This is a genomic window from Pseudomonas sp. HK3 (assembly GCF_052920985.1).
Map to the genome: position 1 here is coordinate 511,509 of NZ_JBREXD010000003.1, position 19,421 is coordinate 530,929.

Genomic DNA, 19,421 nt, shown 5'->3' on the forward strand with positions numbered 1-19,421 from the left:
TCTTCTATCGGGCGCGGGGCACCTTGATACAATATATTTTCTTAAATTTGTACGAGGGTGCCCCGCGCCCGATTGAAATTCCAATTAAGAAAATCAATCCACTTCGTTAAATGTTTCGCCAAGGGCATTTATTAAGCTATCAATCTCATCAAGCTCCGTGGTAAACGGCAAACCCAATTGAATGGTGTCGCCACCGTAACGGACATAAAAACCTTTATCCCACATCTTCATGGCAATCTCATATGGGCGCAATGCTGGTTGACCGTCTTTTGCAGAGACCGTCATGGCGCCAGCAAAACCATAGTTACGAATGTCCGTTATATGTTTGGTGCCTTTTAAACCGTGTAGCATTTCTTCAAATTGTGGAGACATGGTTTTAACACGCTGTGGTAGCTGTTCTTTTTCTAAAATATCAAGTGATGCTAAACCCGCCGCACAGGCAACAGGGTGAGCAGAATAGGTATAACCGTGTGGCAATTCTAACATGTAGTCAGGGCCACCCTGCTCCATAAACGTATCATAAATTTCTTGCTTGGCGATCACCGCCCCCATTGGAATAACACCATTGGTCAACTGTTTTGCCACCGTCATAATGTCTGGTACCACGTCGAACTCTTCTGCACCAGTATCCGCGCCCATACGACCAAATGCGGTAATCACTTCATCAAAAATCAATAAGATATCGTGCTTCGTGCATAGTTCACGTAAGCGTTTTAAGTAACCCTTTGGTGGCGGAATCACACCTGCTGAACCAGCAACCGGCTCAACAATCACGGCGGCGACGTTTGAGGCATCATAAACGGCAATCATTTGCTCAAGATCATCCGCAAGGTACGCACCTTCTTCAGGCATGCCTTTTGAAAATACATTTTCACTTAACATGGTGTGCGGTAAATGAGCCGCCTCAATACCCTGACCGAATATCATACGGTTAGGTGCAATACCGCCAACAGAAATACCACCAAAGTTCACACCGTGGTAACCCTTTGAACGACCGATAAAACGGGTCTTAGCGGGTTGGCCTTTTTTACGCCAATAACCTCGTGCAATCTTTAATGCTGTTTCAACTGACTCAGAACCTGAGCCCGTAAAAAACACGCGATTCAAACCGTTAGGCATCAACTGTGTCATACGATGCGCTAATTCAAACGATTTAGGGTGACCAAACTGAAACGCGGGTGAGTAGTCTAGCTCTTTTGCTTGCTTGGCAATGGCTTCGGTAATTTCTGGGCGGCTGTGGCCTGCACCGCAGGTCCATAACCCAGATAAACCATCAAACACTTTGCGGCCTGTGGCATCGGTGTAGTAACGGCCTTCGGCGCTTACGATCAAGCGTGGGTCTTGTTTAAACTGGCGGTTGCCCGTAAATGGCATCCAATGGCTATCTAGCTGCTCTTGGCTTAAGCCGGCGTATTTATTGTTATCGCTCATCACAGTTTCCTAGCGTCGAGATGACTCAGGTTAGTTAAGTTGTAAAACGATTATTATCTTTGTCTATAGTTTAATAAATCCTATATTTATAAAGTTAAGTTAAGTATTTACTTATCTAAGTTCTTATTCAACAATAACCCTTATTACACAGCCATCAATTTTCATATTATGAGTAAAAACAAGAACTTACTGCCACGCCAGATTGGTGATGCCCACATTCGATTGTTGCGAGTTTTCAAAGTTGTCGTAGAAGCCGGCGGCTTTGCTCCTGCGGAGGTCGAGCTTAATATCAGCCGTCCTGCCATCAGTTTAGCCATGAGCGAATTAGAGTCTTTGCTAAATATGAAGCTGTGTCTGCGTGGTCGATCTGGTTTCTCGGTCACAGAGCAAGGCTCACAGGTTTACCAAAGTGCTTTGCAGCTATTAACCAGTCTTGAAACATTTAAAGCACAAATCAACGCCATCAATACTGATTTAGTAGGCGACCTGAATATCGGCATTACCGATAACATGGTCACCATCCCCCACATGCGCATCACCCAAGCCCTTAACACGCTAAAACATCGTGCCCCTCAAGTGACCATTAATATCCGTATGATGCCCCCCAGTGAAATAGAAACCGCCGTGCTTGATGGCCATTTGCATATTGGTGTCGTACCCGATTTACGCACCCTACCGGGCTTAAATTATGTGCCGCTTTATAAAGAAAAGTCTTTATTATATTGCTCTGACCAACACCCATTATTCGATCAAGAATTAGAGCAAATCAGTGACCACGCGTTATCACAATACGACGCCGTTTTACCCAACTACCCTCAACCTGCTGACATCAAACAGCAGCAAACCATGTTGAAGATTGGTGCCACCAGCAGCGACAGAGAAGGCATTGCCTTTTTAATATTAACCGGCCGCTTTGTGGGCTTTTTACCTACTCATTTTGCTGAACGTTGGGTCGCACAAGATAAGCTGCGCGCCATAGGCGAACACAGCCGATTATTTCACACACATTTTTCAGCAATAACCCGTAAAGGGGCTATGAATAATTTGATTTTAGATGCTTACTTAGAAGAATTAGAAAAAGCCTAAAAGAGCCACAACGAAACAGATAAAAAGCACTAAACTGAATTCATCTACCTACCAAGTTATATAGACACTGGCGAACAGCACCAGCAAGATAGAACAACAAAAAAGCCGCATTGCAAAAAGGGTTAACCTTTAAGCGGTCAACGGACAATACGAGACTCATTATGTCAGACGTGAACAGCATCAACTGGGAAGAGCTAGCAAAAACCACCCAGTACCCAAACCAAGCCATCATTAATGGTGAAAATATTGATTCTGTAACGGGTAAAACCGAAGCCACAATCAACCCAGCCAACGGGCGGGTGATTACACAAGTGGCCGACTGCTCACCAGAAGATGCCGACATCGCCGTAAAAAACGCCCGCGATACATTTGAAAGTGGCGTATGGTCACAAATGGCACCGGGTGAGCGCAAAAAAATTCTATTACGTTGGGCACAGTTAATTGAAGACAACCACGCTGAAATCGCCCTGCTTGAAAGCTTAGATGCGGGCAAACCCATCAGTGACACCTTTGATATTGATGTACCCAGCGCACTCAACACTATTCGCTGGACCGCAGAAGCCATCGACAAAGTGTACGAAGAAATCGCCCCAACCGCCCACAACACCATTGCGTTGATTGAGCGCTTACCACTTGGCGTGGTATTGGCCATCGTGCCTTGGAACTTCCCACTTTCAACCACCGCTTGGAAACTGGCCCCTGCTCTCGCTACCGGTAACTCGGTTATTTTAAAGCCTGACCCTAAAACCCCAATGACCGCATTGCGCATTGCGCAACTGGCCACCGAAGCGGGCTTGCCAGACGGCGTGTTGAATGTGCTACCTGGTGACGGCATTCATTTAGGCAAGCATTTATCTTTGCACCCAGATATCGACGGCCAAACCTTCACTGGCTCAACCAACGTGGGCAAACTGCTAATGCAGTATGCGGGTCAATCAAACCTTAAACGTACCTTTTTAGAATTAGGCGGCAAGAGTGCCAACATTGTATTTGCTGATGCTGACTTAGAAAGCGCAGCCGAAATGGCCGCCGTAGCCGGTTTTTATAACTGTGGTCAAACCTGCACCGCCGGTACCCGCTTGTTAATTCAAGAAAGTATTTACGATGAGTTTTTAGCGAAAGTAGTCGAACACGCTAAAACATGGCAAGAAGGTAACCCATTAGATTTAAATAATCGCATGGGCGCCATCATTAACCCAAGCCAACTTGAAAACATTCAACGTTACGTAAACATCGGTCAAGAAGAAGGCGCACGCCTTGTATTGGGCGGCAAAGTCACACAAAGTGAAACAGGCGGTTTTTACCACGAAGCCACCATCTTTGCAGACGTTGATAACAGCATGCGCATAGCCCAAGAAGAAATCTTTGGTCCGGTTATGTCAGTCATTAAATTTAAAGACGAAGCCGACGCCATTCGCATTGCAAACGATTCACCTTACGGCCTAGCTGGTGCGGTTTGGAGCAATAACATCAACACCGCCCTTAAGGTAGCCAAAGGCGTACGCACGGGCACAATGGGTGTAAACAACTACTTTGGCGGTGACATTACTGTACCGTTTGGTGGCTTTAAAGAATCCGGTAACGGCCGTGATAAATCGTTACACGCCATGAACGATTACACTGAGTTGAAAACCACTTGGATTGAATTGAATTAATTTAATTCTCACATAAAAAAAAGGGGCTGTTAATACAGTTAACAGCCCCTTTTTATTGCATTTTTAAATCACATATTTGCAGTGTTACTTCTTAAAATAATTAAGATATTTAAAGTTGTAAGCGGCTAACACCAGCAACCCACCCAATATTCCAAGATTTTTAATGAAGTTTTGCATTTCATGCGCGCCCTCCTGACCCGTGTAATTCCAAAAATCATGCAGGTTGACATTAATAGCAACCACCATCAGTGCCAGCAAAAAAGCCGCAGGCGCCACATAACGATTAACCAATATGCAAGCACTGGCTGCTATCTGAGTGGACACCTGCCAACACGAGCAATACAGGCACAAAGATCATCCCATGTTTTTCCATTAGTCCAATGTGCATATCCCATGCAACAAACTTCATAATTCCAGGTACAAGGAAATACAGGCCGACTAAACTGCGGCCGATTATCAATGAATACTTTTCCATAATATTGCTCATCCGTTAATTGACTGATTATTTACATTCACAACAACCTCAATATTCCCTTTAACGGCATGAGAATAAGGACATACTTGATGTGCTGTGCGCACAAGTTCAAGTGCTTGGTCCTGCTCAAGATCGAGCGTCACATCTAATTGGGCCGAAAGAGCAAAACCACCATCTTCACGAGACCCAATACCGATATCAGCCCTAACAGGGGCCTCTGTAATTTTTAATTTTTTCTGTGCCGCAACATGAAGAATGGCATTAGAAAAACAAGCCGCATAACCGGCCGCAAACAATTGCTCTGGGTTATTACCCGCACCACTGCCGCCCATTTCTTTAGGGTAGCTCAGCTCTAGCGTTAGTTGATCATCTTCTGTTGCAACATGCCCATTACGACCAGCTTTAGCATTAGCGGCAACGTGATAAATAGAGGTCATTTTTGTTCTCCTGATTCTTCGAATTAATATTAAGTACAATTAAGTTGCGTACAATCTATTAATTTTATGCAGACTTGGCAACTCTTATTTATCATAGATTTAATGGATTAGTGATACCGACCCCCATTATGAGCAGTAACCACGGGGGCTCAAGACGAGCCAGCACAATAAGGAATAGACTATCCCATTCCATGAATGCACATGGGATATAAGACTAACAATCACCAAACCCATGGAATGAGCTACAAGACGATGGGTTCTATATGATCTATTTGTAACACCAGAAGGTCGTGGTAAATCAATCAGCCGTGCACTCATGCAGCAAGCAAAAAAACTGGCCGTAAACTCTGGTGCAAAATTTATATGCCTAGAAACCGCACACGATAATGTAATTGGACAAACGCTTTATGAAAGCGAAGGCTATAAAAGAGACTTAGAATTTTATAGTTATCAGCTTGATGTGTAAGACCAAAAATAAAGTCAAGGCAATAAAAAAGAAGCCCCTACTATTAGTACGTCACTTTAAGCTGAGGCCATATTACAAGCCAATCCTTTGAATTGACACGCTCTTCAAATATCGACTTTAGCCGTTTTGGATTATGTGTAATTTGAAGGTTAAATAATGAATCAAACCCAAATGCAGAAACGCATTCTAAACTTCCATCTTTTAATCGACGAATACCAACTGCCGTTTCTTTTTCTGGCCAATAACTCATAGCATCAAGGGAGTCTATATAGGGCGCATCATTATTTCGAAAATGCATAAAAGCCTGATTTCGCACCTGCCAATTTATATTTGGCAACATGACATTTAGCTTATTTTCATATTTCTTATATTGATCAGGGTTAGACTCATTAAGATCAAAGTAAATAACATCAATATCGTTTAACGGTGTGATAGACGACTTCTCATGCAGAACGTCCCAAACCAAATTACGAACAAAGCCAGCAGCGATATAACAATCAGGTAAATCAAGTAAACTGACACACTCTAATGCGCTTAATCTAAACTCATCTGATTCACACAGTTTCACGATTCTATCCATGCTCACCCTGAGCCTAATGCTCTAAGTAACTATACATTAAACTAAAAATTTAAATATTGAGTAATGGTCATTTCGCTTATCTATTAATAATTTAATCAACGGTGCCATCCTAGTATCTGCATCCTAAGCGGATTAATCATTAACTATAATCACCAAGCTATTTAGCCAACTGTTAATTTTTCGTTTAAGCGCTTCGTTAACCGTTAGTTTGCGCGACTAGCAATAACTTTTATCCCAAGTGCGACCATTGCGCCGCCTAAAACACGGTCTATCCAGTGACTAAACTCTTTAAAACGAAGGTTAATTGACGGTCTCGACAACATACTGACCAAGAACGAAAACCATGTAAACTGAAGCACCATAATCCATGCGCCATAAATAGCTATTTGATATGCAGGCATTTCAGGTGATAAAACCACTGTAAACAGAGACACAAAGTATATTGGAGCCTTAGGATTTAATGCATTACATAGGAAGCCTGCGCCAATACTTTTTTTCGCTGAATACTTTATAAAAGTTGTTGCACTCATTTCTATTTCACTACTGGGCTTAGATTTTAGACCTTTAATGCCCAAGTAAATAAGGTAGCTACCACCTAAAATTTTGATTGCCCAAAGAGTACTTGATGAACTTGCAATCACGGCTGCCAAACCAAAAGCAGAATATGCAATATGAATAGAAAGCCCTAAGGCGATTCCAATACTGCACATTAACCCCGCCTTTTTTCCATACGATAACGTTTGCTGTGTAACCAAGACAAAATCTGGCCCTGGCGATGCAGCTGCTAACAAATGAATGGATGAAATCAACAATAAACCTTGTATAAGATCCACTTACACACCTCACTTAAAATTACGATAATAACTAACGTTTTTAGCTAGTACCTAGCTTTTTACGCCGCCACCTAAACTTGCTAACTTGCTAACTTGCTACCAATTTGTAACCTCATGATGGCATCCATTAACTATATTCATAACACCGATCAAAGGAAATAATATTTTTAGTTATAATGTATAGCGAAACCTAAGTGCTGCTCTAATTTGATTTTTATTAGTTGTTATTTTTGATTTTATAGATTGAAACAATGTAACCAGGAGATAAAAAGTGCATCCAATTACTGCAGCATAAATGTAACGTAAATACCCCCACACACACGCTTCTGAGTGATTTCCCGTAGACCTACATTCAAAATAGACGTCAAATATCGCATATATCAATGGCAAAAGAGAGAATAGAAACACCTTCCAGTTTCTTTTCCATATAAGTACAAACAAGCTAGTAATAGAAAGTAATAAAACCAGAAGCCAAATAATCATTATGCGCGATTCCATGTAATATATTGAACATGTAACGTTTCACTAAGAAGCAAATAGTAACTGATTAAAATATATGAAAAAGGAGAAAACCAACTACATTTTTTTTGAATGATTAGCTAGCCTTTTTTTGATATACGGTGCGAGGGTAACTAAGAATATTAACATTCTTATTTTCAAGCTCTCTTAATGCATTGTTACCAATCCATTTTACCGACTTATTTTCAGAACCAGAGAGTTTTTTCGATACATTGATTGCCTCAGCATTAAGGTCAATGTTTCTCTTGCCAATATTCCTAAGCGCCCAATTGACGGCTTTTTTAACATAAAGCCTGTCGTCTATTGCTTCTCTCTCAATTAGCGGTAAAAATTGCCTAAACACGCCGTTATCAGCATGCTTATCTGCCATACAATAGGCGGCTATAATGACAAAGCCTGCTCGCTTCTCAAATTCGGGCTCTCTTGACGTCCATTCAAGTATTTTCTGCCGTGCAAATACACTTTTAGCAAACAGCCCCATACAAAATGAATCGCAGATTTCCCAGTTTTCAAATGTTTTCACCCATTCTTCCATTAAGTCATCAGTAATATCGGCAGGCTTGAACATCTTACTACACAAAATACGAGCTTCATAAATACCGGTTTCAAAAAGTTGAATCGCAAGCTCATTATCCTGCCCAAGCTCTTTGGCTACTGCCTTTAAGTCCTTATGATAAATACCGAGGGAGTTATTTGCACTAATGCCGAATTTTTCACGCTTTAACCTTATCTTTTCAGGATCGGCCATCCCTTCAAGCCTTTTTATAACGTCTTCAAGTTTCATTTTTCGTTTATTGCCAGTGCTTGCTTGAGGTAGTACTCAATTTTTTCTTTGTTTATTGACGTTAATGGAAGGACTCGCATTACTTTGCCTGTGCCTGTGAGAGCATCAAACTGATCTTCCATTCGAGCGCCCTTTAAAAAGCCTATATCTATTCCATGCGGCATAGTTCTCATATGACAGATCCCACCGTTTTTATCAGAATATGTTGTGATTCGCTCTTTCTTTGGTTTCAATAAGACTAAATGTGAGCAAAAACTCCCTAGCGTTTAAAAAGAGTTCTTTATGTTTTGAATCTACATCTATATCAAATTGCACAGTACTTTCCTTGATGGCTAACACCTCATTTAAGAGACAAAAAATAATTGGCTAAAATAATCGACAAAGACAAAAAAGCCAACTGTTTTCTTGTCCTGCTTAAATGACTTGCTAGTGCTGCTTACACATGCTGGTCAATAAGAATCAAATTACCATCCGGATCTTTAATAGAAAAACTCGAAGGACCAGTTTCACCACTAATAGAATTTTGGATTATATTGACACCTTGAGCTTCAAATTCTTTTAAAAGCGCTCTGACATCAGTATATGATTCTAATGGCTGACATTTGTTATCCCAGCCAGGATTAAACGTCATGATATTACCTTCAAACATACCCTGAAATATTCCTATTGTGTGATCACCATTTCGAAGTATCAACCAGTTTTGAGATTGATCCCCACCAACTATCTCGAAACCTATTTGTTGATAAAAAATTTTCGACTCTTCGATGTTATTAACCGATAAACTTACTGAAAATGCACCTAATTCCATTTTACACTCCATCGTTTGATTGCAACACTAGCGCCCAAGTAATGGGCTAAAAATATTGGACTAAAATAGAGCTGACCGAACAGTCCACGGTTTTTAGCCCTGTTTTTTTGTTAGCTGCTAAACTCTGTGACATGCCAAAGCTCTCCTGAGAGCCCCCACAAATAAACAACTTTACCCCAACTCTCTATTTTTATCGGTTCGTATTTTATGCCGAAACCATCAAGATTAGAAATTACTTCAAAAGCCTCATTTATATCTAAAACAGAAAGTTGGAACATTCAATTTTTAGCTAGATCGTCATTATAAAATCTTTGTAGGGAAAAACTACACTACCGCTTTCAAATACAGATAAGTTCTCAGTAATATAATCCATTTGAAAACCTAATGCTTGATAAAAGGATTGGGATATTCCGTAATCCTGACTAGGAACAAAAACTCTAATATCATCAACTTCACCAGACTCTTCCTTGACAAATAGCACTCATGCTAAGCGGCGCAATTTATTGCGTCCATAGCTTGAGCGCCTTGTTATGTGTTTTTCGTTATTGTTGTGAGTGCCTTTCGAGAAGCTTCTCGTAAAACCAGCTATCACCGCCATCATTTGGTATTCCCATCGTGATGCATAATGAAACCATTTCATTATAAGAATGCTCACTAATCGGAATCTTTGGCTCAATATAATCGTAACCAAGGTTCTGGAGGCACAATTTCCATTCTCTATGTTTAAGGTAATGCTTCGCCTCTTTAATGGTTTTATTTGCAATAGTATCTTCAAGCGAGTTAATTAAAAGCGATAACCTTTTCTCAATATCTTTGGCATATTGATCTTTCTCAGTTTCAGATAGGTTTTCGTATTTCATAATTTATTACACATAACGCTTGCAAGCACGGGCGAGCGTAGCGAGTCCAGCACAGCTTGCTGTGCGGTTGTGCCTTGCATTGTTACGTGTCATTCAAGTAAGGCCCATGAGTCCATATAAAATTGATTGACTAAGAAGTGGCCATCTTTGTCTTCTAACTGCATCGTAATCGTAGCTTCTCCGTTTTCGTATTGAACCTTAACGATATAAGTTATCAAGTACCCGTTTGAGATGGTTTTAATTTGAATATCATTGATACCTTTATAAGAACCCAACTTAGACATAAATTTAAGTAATTTAGCTAGCTCCTCATCAGTATTTAAGCTATTTGATTCGGGAGTAGAATACATTTTAAATGTATCAACATCCCAGAATGAAAGCTTTGGTAATACCTCTTTAATATATGGGACTGCTGTAGTTTCGTATTTAGCTGCCTTTTGGAAAGAGTAATATCCAAAACTAGCAATAATTATGACGAAAACAAAAAAAACTGATCCTACTATTTTTAATAGTTTTAACATTTACTCACCAAATACATGTAACGCTTTTGTTGTGGGGCGGTGAAACGCAGTGAGGAACGAGCGAAGTGTAACCGTCCCAGCACCGCAGGTGCGAACACCAACTAATTGTTATGTTTATCCATACAATTCTATGTATGATTGGACCTGGTTTTCTATTAGTGTTTTTTGCATAGAAAAATTGTAGGGATATCTAGCTTTAATCTTTGATTTTATTCTATCTAAAACATCCTTTGGAACTGTTTCTGGAGAATATGTTTTCAAATAGCCATATGCTTCAACTTGATTTTTTATCAAAGTTTTTTGCATTGAATAATTATTTGGGTAACGTGAAGTAATTGGGGCTTTTATTTTTTTAAGCGTTTCACTATTAATATTTTTAGGCGAATAATTTTTCAAAAATGAATACGAATCTATCTGATTGTTTATTAGAGTTTTTTGCATTGAGTAATTATCTGGATAGCGAGCCACAATTGGCGCTTTTATGCTAGCCAGTATTTCTTTCGAAATACTCTCCGCCTGAGAAATAGTCGACAGACAGATTGTTAATAACCCAATAAATAACTTATTCTTCATATTTAGACTCCTAGTCTTCAGCTTTTAAAAACATAATATTAAATTATGGAAAAGCATTCTAATTCAGAAGTAATTACCCCCCATTCATTATTTACAATTGCATCAATTCTTTCTTTTTGAATCCAAATTCAGCTTCAGAAATAACTCCTTTTTCTTTAAGAGCATGAAGTTTTTCAACTTCATCAGCAACACTGCCGACTGAAAGCACTTTCTTTTCTGGGACAATAAAACACCAGATTAAAGCTATTAACCAACCAACTCCCCATACCAAACCGCCGAAAACATTAATAAAAATGATTGGAATCTTATAAGGGTGATTTTTTTTCAGTGCAATAATTGTTGGCAGGAAAGCCAATGGAATTAAAACCAGAAGAATAATCAATTGCCAAATACTAATACCCGACATAACCAGAACCTCGAAAAGTAACTAAAATTAGGCATTATAATACCACGATACTGTTGGGATCTGGTATCGATAAGCCTCACTTGTAATTAGCAATGCAACAACATAACAGTTTATTCAACGTCGCATGACGTTTTTTATCGGTGACGTGTTTGCCGGGGCTCTTTACGCCACTCATTTTTTATATGGCAGTAATCATGGGCTACTCAGCCCACTGGCGTCAATTCCAATTGTCCTTTTTTACGTCACGGTAGAACATTTGTACATCTATAACTCCTTCATTTATTTGTCTTTTTTGTAACGACTACTTTTAGCTGATTATCACCATATTTATACATAATTTCGGGGATATACGTCATGCGACCATTTATCTTAATACACCGTCACGTGACCTTAAATTCTTGGATATATGTCGAGTGGCGTATATCCAAATATTTGATAAGAAAATACTGCTAGATCAAGCAAGCAGATCATTTTTATAAATTACAATCGAAAGGAGAAAGTCACACCTAGACCAAGGAAGGAACAGGCCAGTCTTAAATCCACGCCCTATTATTACTGCATATCGTTCTGTATTTTGTACTGCATTGAGCTAATACCAATGAAAGCTACTAACACAGGCGCGCTTGGTTACAGTTGGGCCAATCGCAGTAATTCGTATTAAATCACACCATCACTCCCATAGGTCGAAGCCCGTGAATGAGAGCCCATATCAGACGTCTTGTGTATTAAAAGGTTTTGCTTTAAGCAGCTTAGGGTTGAATTCCCTCGTTCGAGGGAATGACGTTGTGTTACGTTGAACTGATGATTGTATTAAATTAGCAAAATGCGGGAGTCACTTTCATCACCCATTCCTATATTCCACATGTACAGTCATTTTTTAAAATCCCATTAAGTGTCTATAACTCTAAGCCACTCATGTAGCAGCACACTCTGCCCTGTCTATATGCTTTAAAACCAAAAACCTAACTAAATGGACAGGTTTAATCAAAAGCAAACCTGATGACATTTGTCGCATTTAATCCGATCAAATAATCAACAACATTGAAGCCAAACCCCCTTGGGCCTGCTTGTATTCATTGACCAGTTATGTATTATGCTTGCCTTGAATTTTTGGCAGCATCTAAGTAAGCCCCCTTATTTAAAGGGTTTGGGCATACATCGCTGCCTTTTTGCGTTTAGGCTGCCGGGGAATGATATGCAACCTATTATGAACACCTACGGACGTTTAGCGGCCACCTTTACTAAAGGCAAAGGCGCTTACGTTTACGATGCAGATGACCGCGCTTATTTAGATGCGTTAAGCGGCATCGCTGTGTGTGGCTTAGGCCACGGCCACCCTGCTATTACTGAAGCCATTTGTGCACAAGCAGGTAACCTTGTACATACCTCCAACTTATACGGTATCGGTCGCCAACAAGAACTTGCCGAGAAGCTGACCCGCGTAAGCGGCATGGATAATGTCTTCTTCAGTAATTCAGGTGCAGAAGCCAACGAAGCGGCGATTAAAATTGCCCGTAAATACGGCCACAACAAAGGCGTCGAGTTACCAACCATTTTGGTGATGGAGAACGCGTTTCATGGTCGTACCTTGGCCACCCTAACCGCTACCGCAAATAAAGCCGCGCAAGCGGGTTTTGGCCCACTGCTTGATGGCTTTGAGCGTATTGACTACAACGATTTAGATGCTGCAACCCATGCTTTAGCCAACAATTCGAATATTGTGGCCATACTGGTTGAGCCTGTTCAAGGTGAAGGCGGTGTTACCGCAGCCACAGATGAATTTATGAACGGCTTACGTGCATTGTGCGACAAGCATGATGCACTATTAATGCTCGATGAAATCCAAACGGGTAATGGCCGTACTGGCGAATATTTTGCGTTTCAGCACTTTGATTGGCACCCAGATGTATTAACCACCGCCAAAGGCTTGGGCAACGGCGTACCGATTGGTGCCTGCTTGGCTAAAGGTAAAGCCGCCGAGGTTTTGCAACCAGGTTCACACGGCAGCACCTATGGTGGCAACCCACTGGCTTGTGCCGCGGGTTGCGCAGTGATCGATACCATTACACAAGAAAATTTATGCGCACGCATTACCCAACTGGGTGATCGTATTCGTGAGCAACTTAAAAAACACCTTGACCAAACCGGTTATGTTAAAGAATACCGTGGTAAAGGTTTAATGATTGGTATTGCGATTAATACCGAGGAAAACGCAGCAGGCATTATGAAGTCTGCTTTAGAGGCAGGTTTATTGTTAAACGTAACTGCCGGCAATGTGGTGCGTTTATTACCACCATTTGTTTTAACCGACGAAGAAGCGGATTTAATTGCACAAAAAACCGCACAGCAAATCATTGCTTACTTCGACGCACAAAAATAAAAAGGCCAAGACTATGGCAGTACGTCACTTTTTAACATTATTAGATTTCACACCCTCTGAATTAGAGATGCTTATTAACCGCGCCGTTGAATTAAAAGCCATTCAACAACGCGGTGAAGTATACGAGCCTTTAAAAAATAAAACTCTGGGTATGATTTTTGAAAAGTCATCAACGCGCACCCGTGTTAGCTTTGAAGCGGGTATTGCACAATTAGGTGGCCAAGCGATTTTCTTATCGTCTCGCGATACGCAACTGGGTCGTGGCGAGCCAATTGAAGATAGCGCCAAAGTATTATCACGCATGTGCGACATTATTATGATTCGTACCTTTGGTCATGACATTGTCGAAACATTTTCTAAAAATTCTCGTGTACCTGTAATCAATGCACTAACGGATGACTATCATCCGTGTCAGCTGTTAGCCGACATGCAAACGTATTTAGAGCACCGCGGCAGTATTCAAGGTAAAACCGTCGTTTGGGTGGGTGATGGTAATAACATGTGTCACAGCTACATTAATGCGGCACGCCAATTTGATTTCAATTTGGTTGTCAACTGCCCTGAAGGTTTTGACCCAATGCCAGAGCTAATGGAAGCCAACAAGGATCGCGTACGCATTGTGCGTGACACAAAAGAATCCGCTAAAGGTGCACATCTATTAGTCACTGACGTTTGGGCGTCAATGGGCCAAGAAGACGAGCAAAAAGCCCGTGAAAAAGTATTTAAATCTTATCAAGTAAGCCCTGACGTGATGGACCTTGCAGATAAAGAGGCCATCTTCATGCATTGCCTTCCGGCGCACCGTGGTGAAGAAATCAGCCATGACATGTTAGATGACCCGCGTGCTGTTGTTTGGGATGAAGCCGAAAACCGCCTGCATGCGCAAAAAGCGTTAATGGAATATTTGCTGACATCTGAAGAAGCCTAGGCTTAAACAATAGGCAGATAAAGCATAAAAGAAAAAGCCTCAATTGAGGTTTTTTTCTTTTTAACCAACCACAAACATTAACCACCTTTATCTCAAAGGAACTAAGATGAAATAAATTTTAACAATATGTGTATTAATATTGTTAAGTGGTTGCGTGGCTTACCCTCAAGTCATACACCAAAACAGTTATAAGCAGTGTGACCTCATCACCAAACGCTACCGTCTAAAAGCCATCGCACTTAGACAAACTTGCGGCACGTTAGATTGCTTAGTCGGCGGCGCGATTTTTGGTGCAGGTACCGTTGTGGTATCGGGCTCATTCATGGTGATTGGTAACTTTGTTTTTTGGATTGAAAAACAAGGCAAATGCGAAGACAGCGAATTCAATCAACAAATAGAAAGCATCAGAGCCTCTTGGCTTAATGAACCCACACTAATTGAAACTGATTTAGAATCTGATATTGACGTAAACATGGGCAATGATGCTTAAAGCCACTCACTTAAACCAACCCAATCATGTTTTATAAAGTCCACTAAATAAGCCCCGTACAAATTCCGTAATCACTCAGTGCAATTAACTAGACATTGCGCACAAGTTATTACCGCTCTAGTGATATTTTGATAATGCAACATCAAACAAAACTGAACATGCGCAACTTCATGAATACCATGCGCAGCTCAGGCTAGCATAGTGGTGACCAAGCTGCGGCGAACGCAAAAGATAAATAGAGCTTTTCGAATGCATTAAATCGCTATTTAGCTAAGTTGAGTACATAGATACCGGCTCATTAAATTGCACATTTAACTGGCACTACATTCATTTTAGCAGCTAGATTCAAGAGATATTTTACAACCTCCGATACCCTACTCAATCTTATAATAAAAAAGGTATCACGGTATGAAAGCCAGTATTAAACCATCGCATGTACTATCTACCGGCATTATCGCCAGCATAATAATGCTGAGTGCTTGTGGCAGTGACAATAAGAGCCGCTCAAATACGACTCAAACGGCTCGCGACACCACAACAAGTGAATTAGTAGCGACTGTAACCCAGCAGCAAATTGACAGCGCTATGACGGACAAAGGCATTATCACCCTTACCGGCTTAGCGGCTTGCGACGTAGAGCTTCATCAAGTGACTTACCCTAGTAAAGGCGTAAATGGAGAGGCAGTCATGCTTTCAGCAGCCTTATCTATTCCATCTGGCCCTGACTGCCAAGGCCCTTTTCCATTGTTAGCAAAAGGTCACGGAACTCGAACCTTAGCGACCCATACTGAAGCAGATATCGGCAACGCCATTGCTGACCATGGCTTTTTCGCAGCACACGGCTATGTTGTTATTAGCCCAGATTACCTAGGCCTAGGCGAATCAGATTATAGTTACCACCCCTACTTGCACCGTGATACCGAAGCACAATCAATGATTGATGCCATTCGCGCTGCACGGACCACGATTAGTAAGCTAAATAATGAAGTTGAGCTTTCAGGTAAAGTGATGCTCGCTGGCTATTCTCAAGGCGGCCATACCGTCATGGCGACACAACGTTTGATTGAGGCAAGTTATGCCGAAGAATTTAATTTAGTCGCGAGCGCCCCGATGTCAGGGCCTTATAAATTAGAGGAGACATTTTTAAATGGCGTTAATCCCGACATTCACAATATCGCAGCCGGTACGTTACTGTCTTATACGATTCAATCTTACCAGAACATTTACAACAACATTTACCATGACCTAGACGACACATTTCGCCCTCAATACAGCAACGTAGTGAGCACAAAATTCCCCGGCGATAGTGGCGTTTTTGAATTAATTTTGGGCGGTATTTTTCCAACAACCGCAGACCAATATCTACAACCAGATTATCTAAACACCTTTATTGAAAATGCTAATCATAGATTCCGCATTGCATTACGTAAGAACGAAGTATTGGATGATTTCGTACCTAAAGCCCCCATGATCATGTGCGGCAGCAGTGAAGATGGGACAGTGCCTTTCTTTAACACCGAAAAAGCAGAGCAATATTTTCAAAGTAAGGGTATCACCGTACCCGTTATTGATGTGGCTACGCTAGTACAAGTACCACAAGGTTCAGATTCTGGGTTAACTCATCACATCCAAGGAAACCCCTTATGCTATGCAATGATCAAAGCACGCTTGCTTGACCCTGCTAAATAATTTTATCTCGACAAACAACGGCTATTCATTGTAAACACGGCTATTCTTTATAAAGATAGATGAATAGCCGCACCTAGACCCAAATCAGGAATACCGTCACGATGCACAATAGTCCGAGTCAGGTTTATGTCTGGGAAGACTTCTATTTTGGAGTATTTTCTTCAGGCTCGTACCACAATGAATCAAAAGCACGTATCACGGTATTGATTGCCCTAGACGAAGCAAAAATCATCTTAGAACAAGAATCTGGCGAACACGAAGCCGCGACTTATGCGGTAATAAAGCGCACACAGCCTATAATAATCCATAGCGACGGGGATTTTATTGCCTTGCAATATTTCCCAGTATCAATGGAATACCATGCATTAAACCAATTATTAGCCGGGGAGAGCATACGCCCGATTTCATTTAAGACGGATTTATCTGAGCAGTCATGGATACATACTGCGCGTAAGGGAATTGCCGACAGCAGCCAATTGATAAAAGGTTGTGGCAAACTTCTTACATTGATAGAGGATTATCGTGTGAGTAATAAAAAATTCGACAGCCGTGCGTTATGTATCGCTCAGCGTATTCGAAAAGAATTGCCGAATGTTAGTCCGCTGTCCGTTTACGCAGAAGAACTCAATCTATCTTCTGATCGCCTATCTCACCTTTTCCGCGAGTCATTTGATGTATCCATTAAGAACTATATTTTATTAGAAAAAATGCGGAAGGCCTTACTACTAACACTAGAAGGCGTACCCTTTACGGATGCCAGCTTGCAGGCAGGCTTTGCTGATGCAGCACATTTCTCTCGCTCAACAAAAAAGAACTTCAGCCTAACACCCACTTCAATTTCTAGTGAAATTAACGTTCATGTATTCAAATAAGCACGGATAAAAGGATCACCATAGCACTGACAGCTACCCGCTATCATGCAAGGTCATGAAGCAATGACACTTCCTACTAGCACAGACCCTACTCGCAAAACAACTTTAGCTCTGGGCTGTTTCCATTCGCGGCACTACCATTAGGCAATGCTGTATTCGTCGTGTTAGCCATCACTGATTATTACACCACCGCAAACGAAGGCGATGGTGCCGTAACCGGTAGCCTAGGAGCATTTGAATATAAAACGACTATTTTTAAACCAAGCCTTTAGTGTTCAAACGTAAATTGAAACGCTAACATCTAGACGTACTAAACCAGTTATATTAATCAGTCTCATTGCCTATTATGTTAAAACACTCGGACTCTGGCTTATAATTTAAACCACAGCTTGTTTGAGTAAAGCAATTCTTAAAGCTGGGTTTATCCATCCACTGAAATTCAAAATCTTGGGGCTTTTTATGTTCAAGTCTTTTGAGTACCGACCTATGTATGTTTAATTTATTTTTATAATAAGGGGTGTGCTCTACATAGCCACTTAAATCACGACTACGCTGGCGATACACCAATGAAAATAGACCTGCCTCAGGGTCATGCGTTTTACCTAGGTAGTCGGCGTAAACGCTAGAACCTTCTGGTAATAAGTCATATTTTTTAAGTTTAGTAATCATCCAGTTTAATGATTCGCCACTAATATTGGTATCATCATACCCGCCACCCACATCCGCATGGGCACCAGAAAACCATACCTCATCAACTACATCATTGATTACAATAAAATCACATGTACTAACTAAATGCTGGCTGGTTAATAATATTGGCGTAAAAATTCGCGCACGATCATCATCAATTGCTAAAGCATGAGCCGCTTTTTTAACATTACACAGCTGGTCTTCATACCTTGCATTTGGCTCTTTATAGTTTTCGGTATAATCCGGCGTTCCCAGCGCCTCTACTGTATCCCAAATACCTAAAAACGTAATATCACGAGGCACTGGGCGATATTTTAATACACTTGCAACCGCGTCTCGGCGCTCTTGCAATGTCTTATCACCTTTATATGCATCATAAATATCATTAATCAGGTTGTATCGTTCTTTATCATTTTTTAGTGATGACAAGTCAGGTATACCCGCCACATAAACTAACGCAGCTAAAATACGAGCCGCATACGCGCCTCGGCTAAAACCAAATACATATATCTCGTCATGCCTTGTATGCTGATAATTGTTTACCAAAAATAAATAGGCTTCTCTTACGTCATGACCTACCCCCCAACCCATGGCCATGCCCAATACCTTGCCGTCGGTGCCAACCCCTTTTATATAGCTAGTACGTATGTTGGTATTATTTTGCAAGGTTGTTAAATTATATAATTTTGCAACATTGGTATAAGAGGACTCGCTGTTTGCCGTGCCATCTAAAAACACAGCCAGATTTTTAGCCGTGCTTTCATCACCTTTAGGTTGGTGATTAATTGCTGTCATACTATTGCATGCGGTTAAACTGCATATAAGAAAAAACAAAAAAGAAAGACGTTGCATCATTGGGTGTCCCAAAATGATCTAATGGTTAATGAAACCGACTTATCACTCTGCGACAACAATCTGCTTTTTTAGCCGATGTGATT

General features: G+C 41.0%; 20 protein-coding genes and 1 pseudogene. 8 read left to right on the top strand and 13 right to left on the bottom strand.

Going from position 1 to position 19,421, the window contains the following annotated elements; genetic code table 11:
• Positions 1–93: 93 nt before the first annotated feature.
• Positions 94–1,431 carry an aminotransferase class III-fold pyridoxal phosphate-dependent enzyme gene (locus ACU6U9_RS17810; RefSeq protein ID WP_446736342.1) on the bottom strand — a complete coding sequence of 446 codons (1,338 nt, stop codon included), beginning with the start codon at positions 1,429–1,431 and terminating at the stop codon, positions 94–96.
• Positions 1,432–1,599: 168 nt separating this feature from the next.
• On the opposite strand from ACU6U9_RS17810, the gene ACU6U9_RS17815 reads away from it, so the two are divergent.
• Positions 1,600–2,517: a LysR family transcriptional regulator gene (locus tag ACU6U9_RS17815; protein ID WP_446736343.1), complete on the top strand. Its 918-nt coding sequence runs from the start codon at positions 1,600–1,602 to the stop codon at positions 2,515–2,517.
• A gap of 161 nt (positions 2,518–2,678) precedes the next feature.
• On the top strand, positions 2,679–4,172 hold the full coding sequence (locus tag ACU6U9_RS17820) for an aldehyde dehydrogenase (RefSeq protein WP_446736344.1): 1,494 nt from the start codon (positions 2,679–2,681) through the stop codon (positions 4,170–4,172).
• A gap of 84 nt (positions 4,173–4,256) precedes the next feature.
• Here the strand turns inward: ACU6U9_RS17820 and ACU6U9_RS17825 are convergent, their stop codons facing one another.
• Both ACU6U9_RS17825 and ACU6U9_RS17830 read right to left on the bottom strand, forming a co-directional pair.
• Positions 4,257–4,496, bottom strand: a complete 240-nt coding sequence (locus ACU6U9_RS17825; RefSeq protein WP_446736345.1) for a hypothetical protein — start codon at positions 4,494–4,496, stop codon at positions 4,257–4,259.
• Between the two features lie 159 nt (positions 4,497–4,655).
• A complete protein-coding gene (locus ACU6U9_RS17830) occupies positions 4,656–5,084 on the bottom strand; it encodes an organic hydroperoxide resistance protein (RefSeq protein ID WP_446736346.1) in 429 nt (142 codons plus the stop codon).
• Between the two features lie 259 nt (positions 5,085–5,343).
• Between ACU6U9_RS17830 and ACU6U9_RS17835 the strand changes: the two are divergent.
• Positions 5,344–5,550, top strand: a pseudogene (locus tag ACU6U9_RS17835) (GNAT family N-acetyltransferase); the annotation flags it as partial.
• Positions 5,551–5,593: 43 nt separating this feature from the next.
• Here the strand turns inward: ACU6U9_RS17835 and ACU6U9_RS17840 are convergent.
• The 9 genes from ACU6U9_RS17840 to ACU6U9_RS17880 form a co-directional block, all read right to left on the bottom strand.
• Positions 5,594–6,130, bottom strand: coding sequence for a nucleotidyltransferase family protein (locus tag ACU6U9_RS17840; RefSeq protein WP_446736347.1), 537 nt, complete (start codon positions 6,128–6,130; stop codon positions 5,594–5,596).
• A 203-nt stretch (positions 6,131–6,333) separates the two neighbouring features.
• The gene (locus tag ACU6U9_RS17845; protein ID WP_446736348.1) at positions 6,334–6,939 is read right to left on the bottom strand and encodes a LysE family translocator; all 606 of its coding nucleotides are present in this window, start codon (positions 6,937–6,939) and stop codon (positions 6,334–6,336) included.
• 619 nt (positions 6,940–7,558) lie between these two features.
• On the bottom strand, positions 7,559–8,266 hold the full coding sequence (locus ACU6U9_RS17850; RefSeq protein WP_446736349.1) for a DNA alkylation repair protein: 708 nt from the start codon (positions 8,264–8,266) through the stop codon (positions 7,559–7,561).
• Positions 8,263–8,388, bottom strand: a complete 126-nt coding sequence (locus ACU6U9_RS17855; RefSeq protein ID WP_446736350.1) for a hypothetical protein — start codon at positions 8,386–8,388, stop codon at positions 8,263–8,265. The genes ACU6U9_RS17850 and ACU6U9_RS17855 overlap by 4 nt, the downstream gene beginning before the upstream one ends.
• A gap of 314 nt (positions 8,389–8,702) precedes the next feature.
• Entirely contained in the window at positions 8,703–9,074 is a 372-nt protein-coding gene (locus ACU6U9_RS17860; RefSeq protein ID WP_446736351.1) for a VOC family protein, read from the bottom strand.
• Between the two features lie 542 nt (positions 9,075–9,616).
• Complete coding sequence (locus tag ACU6U9_RS17865; protein WP_446736352.1) at positions 9,617–9,934, bottom strand: hypothetical protein; 318 nt, start codon at positions 9,932–9,934, stop codon at positions 9,617–9,619.
• An 89-nt stretch (positions 9,935–10,023) separates the two neighbouring features.
• Positions 10,024–10,455 (bottom strand): hypothetical protein, encoded by a 432-nt coding sequence (locus ACU6U9_RS17870; protein WP_446736353.1) that lies wholly within the window; start codon positions 10,453–10,455, stop codon positions 10,024–10,026.
• Between the two features lie 114 nt (positions 10,456–10,569).
• Positions 10,570–11,028, bottom strand: coding sequence for a hypothetical protein (locus tag ACU6U9_RS17875; protein WP_446736354.1), 459 nt, complete (start codon positions 11,026–11,028; stop codon positions 10,570–10,572).
• A 91-nt stretch (positions 11,029–11,119) separates the two neighbouring features.
• Positions 11,120–11,434 (bottom strand): superinfection immunity protein, encoded by a 315-nt coding sequence (locus ACU6U9_RS17880; RefSeq protein ID WP_446736355.1) that lies wholly within the window; start codon positions 11,432–11,434, stop codon positions 11,120–11,122.
• Between the two features lie 1,195 nt (positions 11,435–12,629).
• Between ACU6U9_RS17880 and ACU6U9_RS17885 the strand changes: the two genes are divergently transcribed.
• The 5 genes from ACU6U9_RS17885 (at position 12,630) to ACU6U9_RS17905 (ending at position 17,793) form a co-directional block, all read left to right on the top strand.
• Positions 12,630–13,814, top strand: a complete 1,185-nt coding sequence (locus ACU6U9_RS17885) for an acetylornithine/succinylornithine family transaminase (protein ID WP_446736356.1) — start codon at positions 12,630–12,632, stop codon at positions 13,812–13,814.
• Between the two features lie 13 nt (positions 13,815–13,827).
• Positions 13,828–14,742, top strand: a complete 915-nt coding sequence (gene argF, locus ACU6U9_RS17890) for an ornithine carbamoyltransferase (RefSeq protein ID WP_446736357.1) — start codon at positions 13,828–13,830, stop codon at positions 14,740–14,742.
• Positions 14,743–14,896: 154 nt separating this feature from the next.
• Positions 14,897–15,232, top strand: coding sequence for a hypothetical protein (locus ACU6U9_RS17895; protein ID WP_446736358.1), 336 nt, complete (start codon positions 14,897–14,899; stop codon positions 15,230–15,232).
• Between the two features lie 408 nt (positions 15,233–15,640).
• Entirely contained in the window at positions 15,641–16,921 is a 1,281-nt protein-coding gene (locus ACU6U9_RS17900) for a lipase family protein (RefSeq protein ID WP_446736359.1), read from the top strand.
• Positions 16,922–17,022: 101 nt separating this feature from the next.
• Positions 17,023–17,793, top strand: coding sequence for a helix-turn-helix domain-containing protein (locus ACU6U9_RS17905; protein ID WP_446736360.1), 771 nt, complete (start codon positions 17,023–17,025; stop codon positions 17,791–17,793).
• Between the two features lie 324 nt (positions 17,794–18,117).
• On the opposite strand, the gene ACU6U9_RS17910 is transcribed toward ACU6U9_RS17905, so the two are convergent.
• The gene (locus tag ACU6U9_RS17910) at positions 18,118–19,278 is read right to left on the bottom strand and encodes a phospholipase effector Tle1 domain-containing protein (RefSeq protein WP_446736361.1); all 1,161 of its coding nucleotides are present in this window, start codon (positions 19,276–19,278) and stop codon (positions 18,118–18,120) included.
• Positions 19,279–19,421 lie beyond the last annotated feature (143 nt).

Coding starts and splice junctions, on each gene's coding strand:
- ACU6U9_RS17810 (WP_446736342.1), bottom strand. CDS start 1,431: ATGAGCGATAACAATAAATACGCCGGCTTAAGCCAAGAGCAGCTAGAT.
- ACU6U9_RS17865 (WP_446736352.1), bottom strand. CDS start 9,934: ATGAAATACGAAAACCTATCTGAAACTGAGAAAGATCAATATGCCAAA.
- ACU6U9_RS17900 (WP_446736359.1), top strand. CDS start 15,641: ATGAAAGCCAGTATTAAACCATCGCATGTACTATCTACCGGCATTATC.
- ACU6U9_RS17820 (WP_446736344.1), top strand. CDS start 2,679: ATGTCAGACGTGAACAGCATCAACTGGGAAGAGCTAGCAAAAACCACC.
- ACU6U9_RS17855 (WP_446736350.1), bottom strand. CDS start 8,388: ATGGAAGATCAGTTTGATGCTCTCACAGGCACAGGCAAAGTAATGCGA.
- ACU6U9_RS17850 (WP_446736349.1), bottom strand. CDS start 8,266: ATGAAACTTGAAGACGTTATAAAAAGGCTTGAAGGGATGGCCGATCCT.
- ACU6U9_RS17860 (WP_446736351.1), bottom strand. CDS start 9,074: ATGGAATTAGGTGCATTTTCAGTAAGTTTATCGGTTAATAACATCGAA.
- argF (WP_446736357.1), top strand. CDS start 13,828: ATGGCAGTACGTCACTTTTTAACATTATTAGATTTCACACCCTCTGAA.
- ACU6U9_RS17840 (WP_446736347.1), bottom strand. CDS start 6,130: ATGGATAGAATCGTGAAACTGTGTGAATCAGATGAGTTTAGATTAAGC.
- ACU6U9_RS17905 (WP_446736360.1), top strand. CDS start 17,023: ATGCACAATAGTCCGAGTCAGGTTTATGTCTGGGAAGACTTCTATTTT.
- ACU6U9_RS17830 (WP_446736346.1), bottom strand. CDS start 5,084: ATGACCTCTATTTATCACGTTGCCGCTAATGCTAAAGCTGGTCGTAAT.
- ACU6U9_RS17910 (WP_446736361.1), bottom strand. CDS start 19,278: ATGACAGCAATTAATCACCAACCTAAAGGTGATGAAAGCACGGCTAAA.
- ACU6U9_RS17870 (WP_446736353.1), bottom strand. CDS start 10,455: ATGTTAAAACTATTAAAAATAGTAGGATCAGTTTTTTTTGTTTTCGTC.
- ACU6U9_RS17880 (WP_446736355.1), bottom strand. CDS start 11,434: ATGTCGGGTATTAGTATTTGGCAATTGATTATTCTTCTGGTTTTAATT.
- ACU6U9_RS17875 (WP_446736354.1), bottom strand. CDS start 11,028: ATGAAGAATAAGTTATTTATTGGGTTATTAACAATCTGTCTGTCGACT.
- ACU6U9_RS17885 (WP_446736356.1), top strand. CDS start 12,630: ATGCAACCTATTATGAACACCTACGGACGTTTAGCGGCCACCTTTACT.
- ACU6U9_RS17815 (WP_446736343.1), top strand. CDS start 1,600: ATGAGTAAAAACAAGAACTTACTGCCACGCCAGATTGGTGATGCCCAC.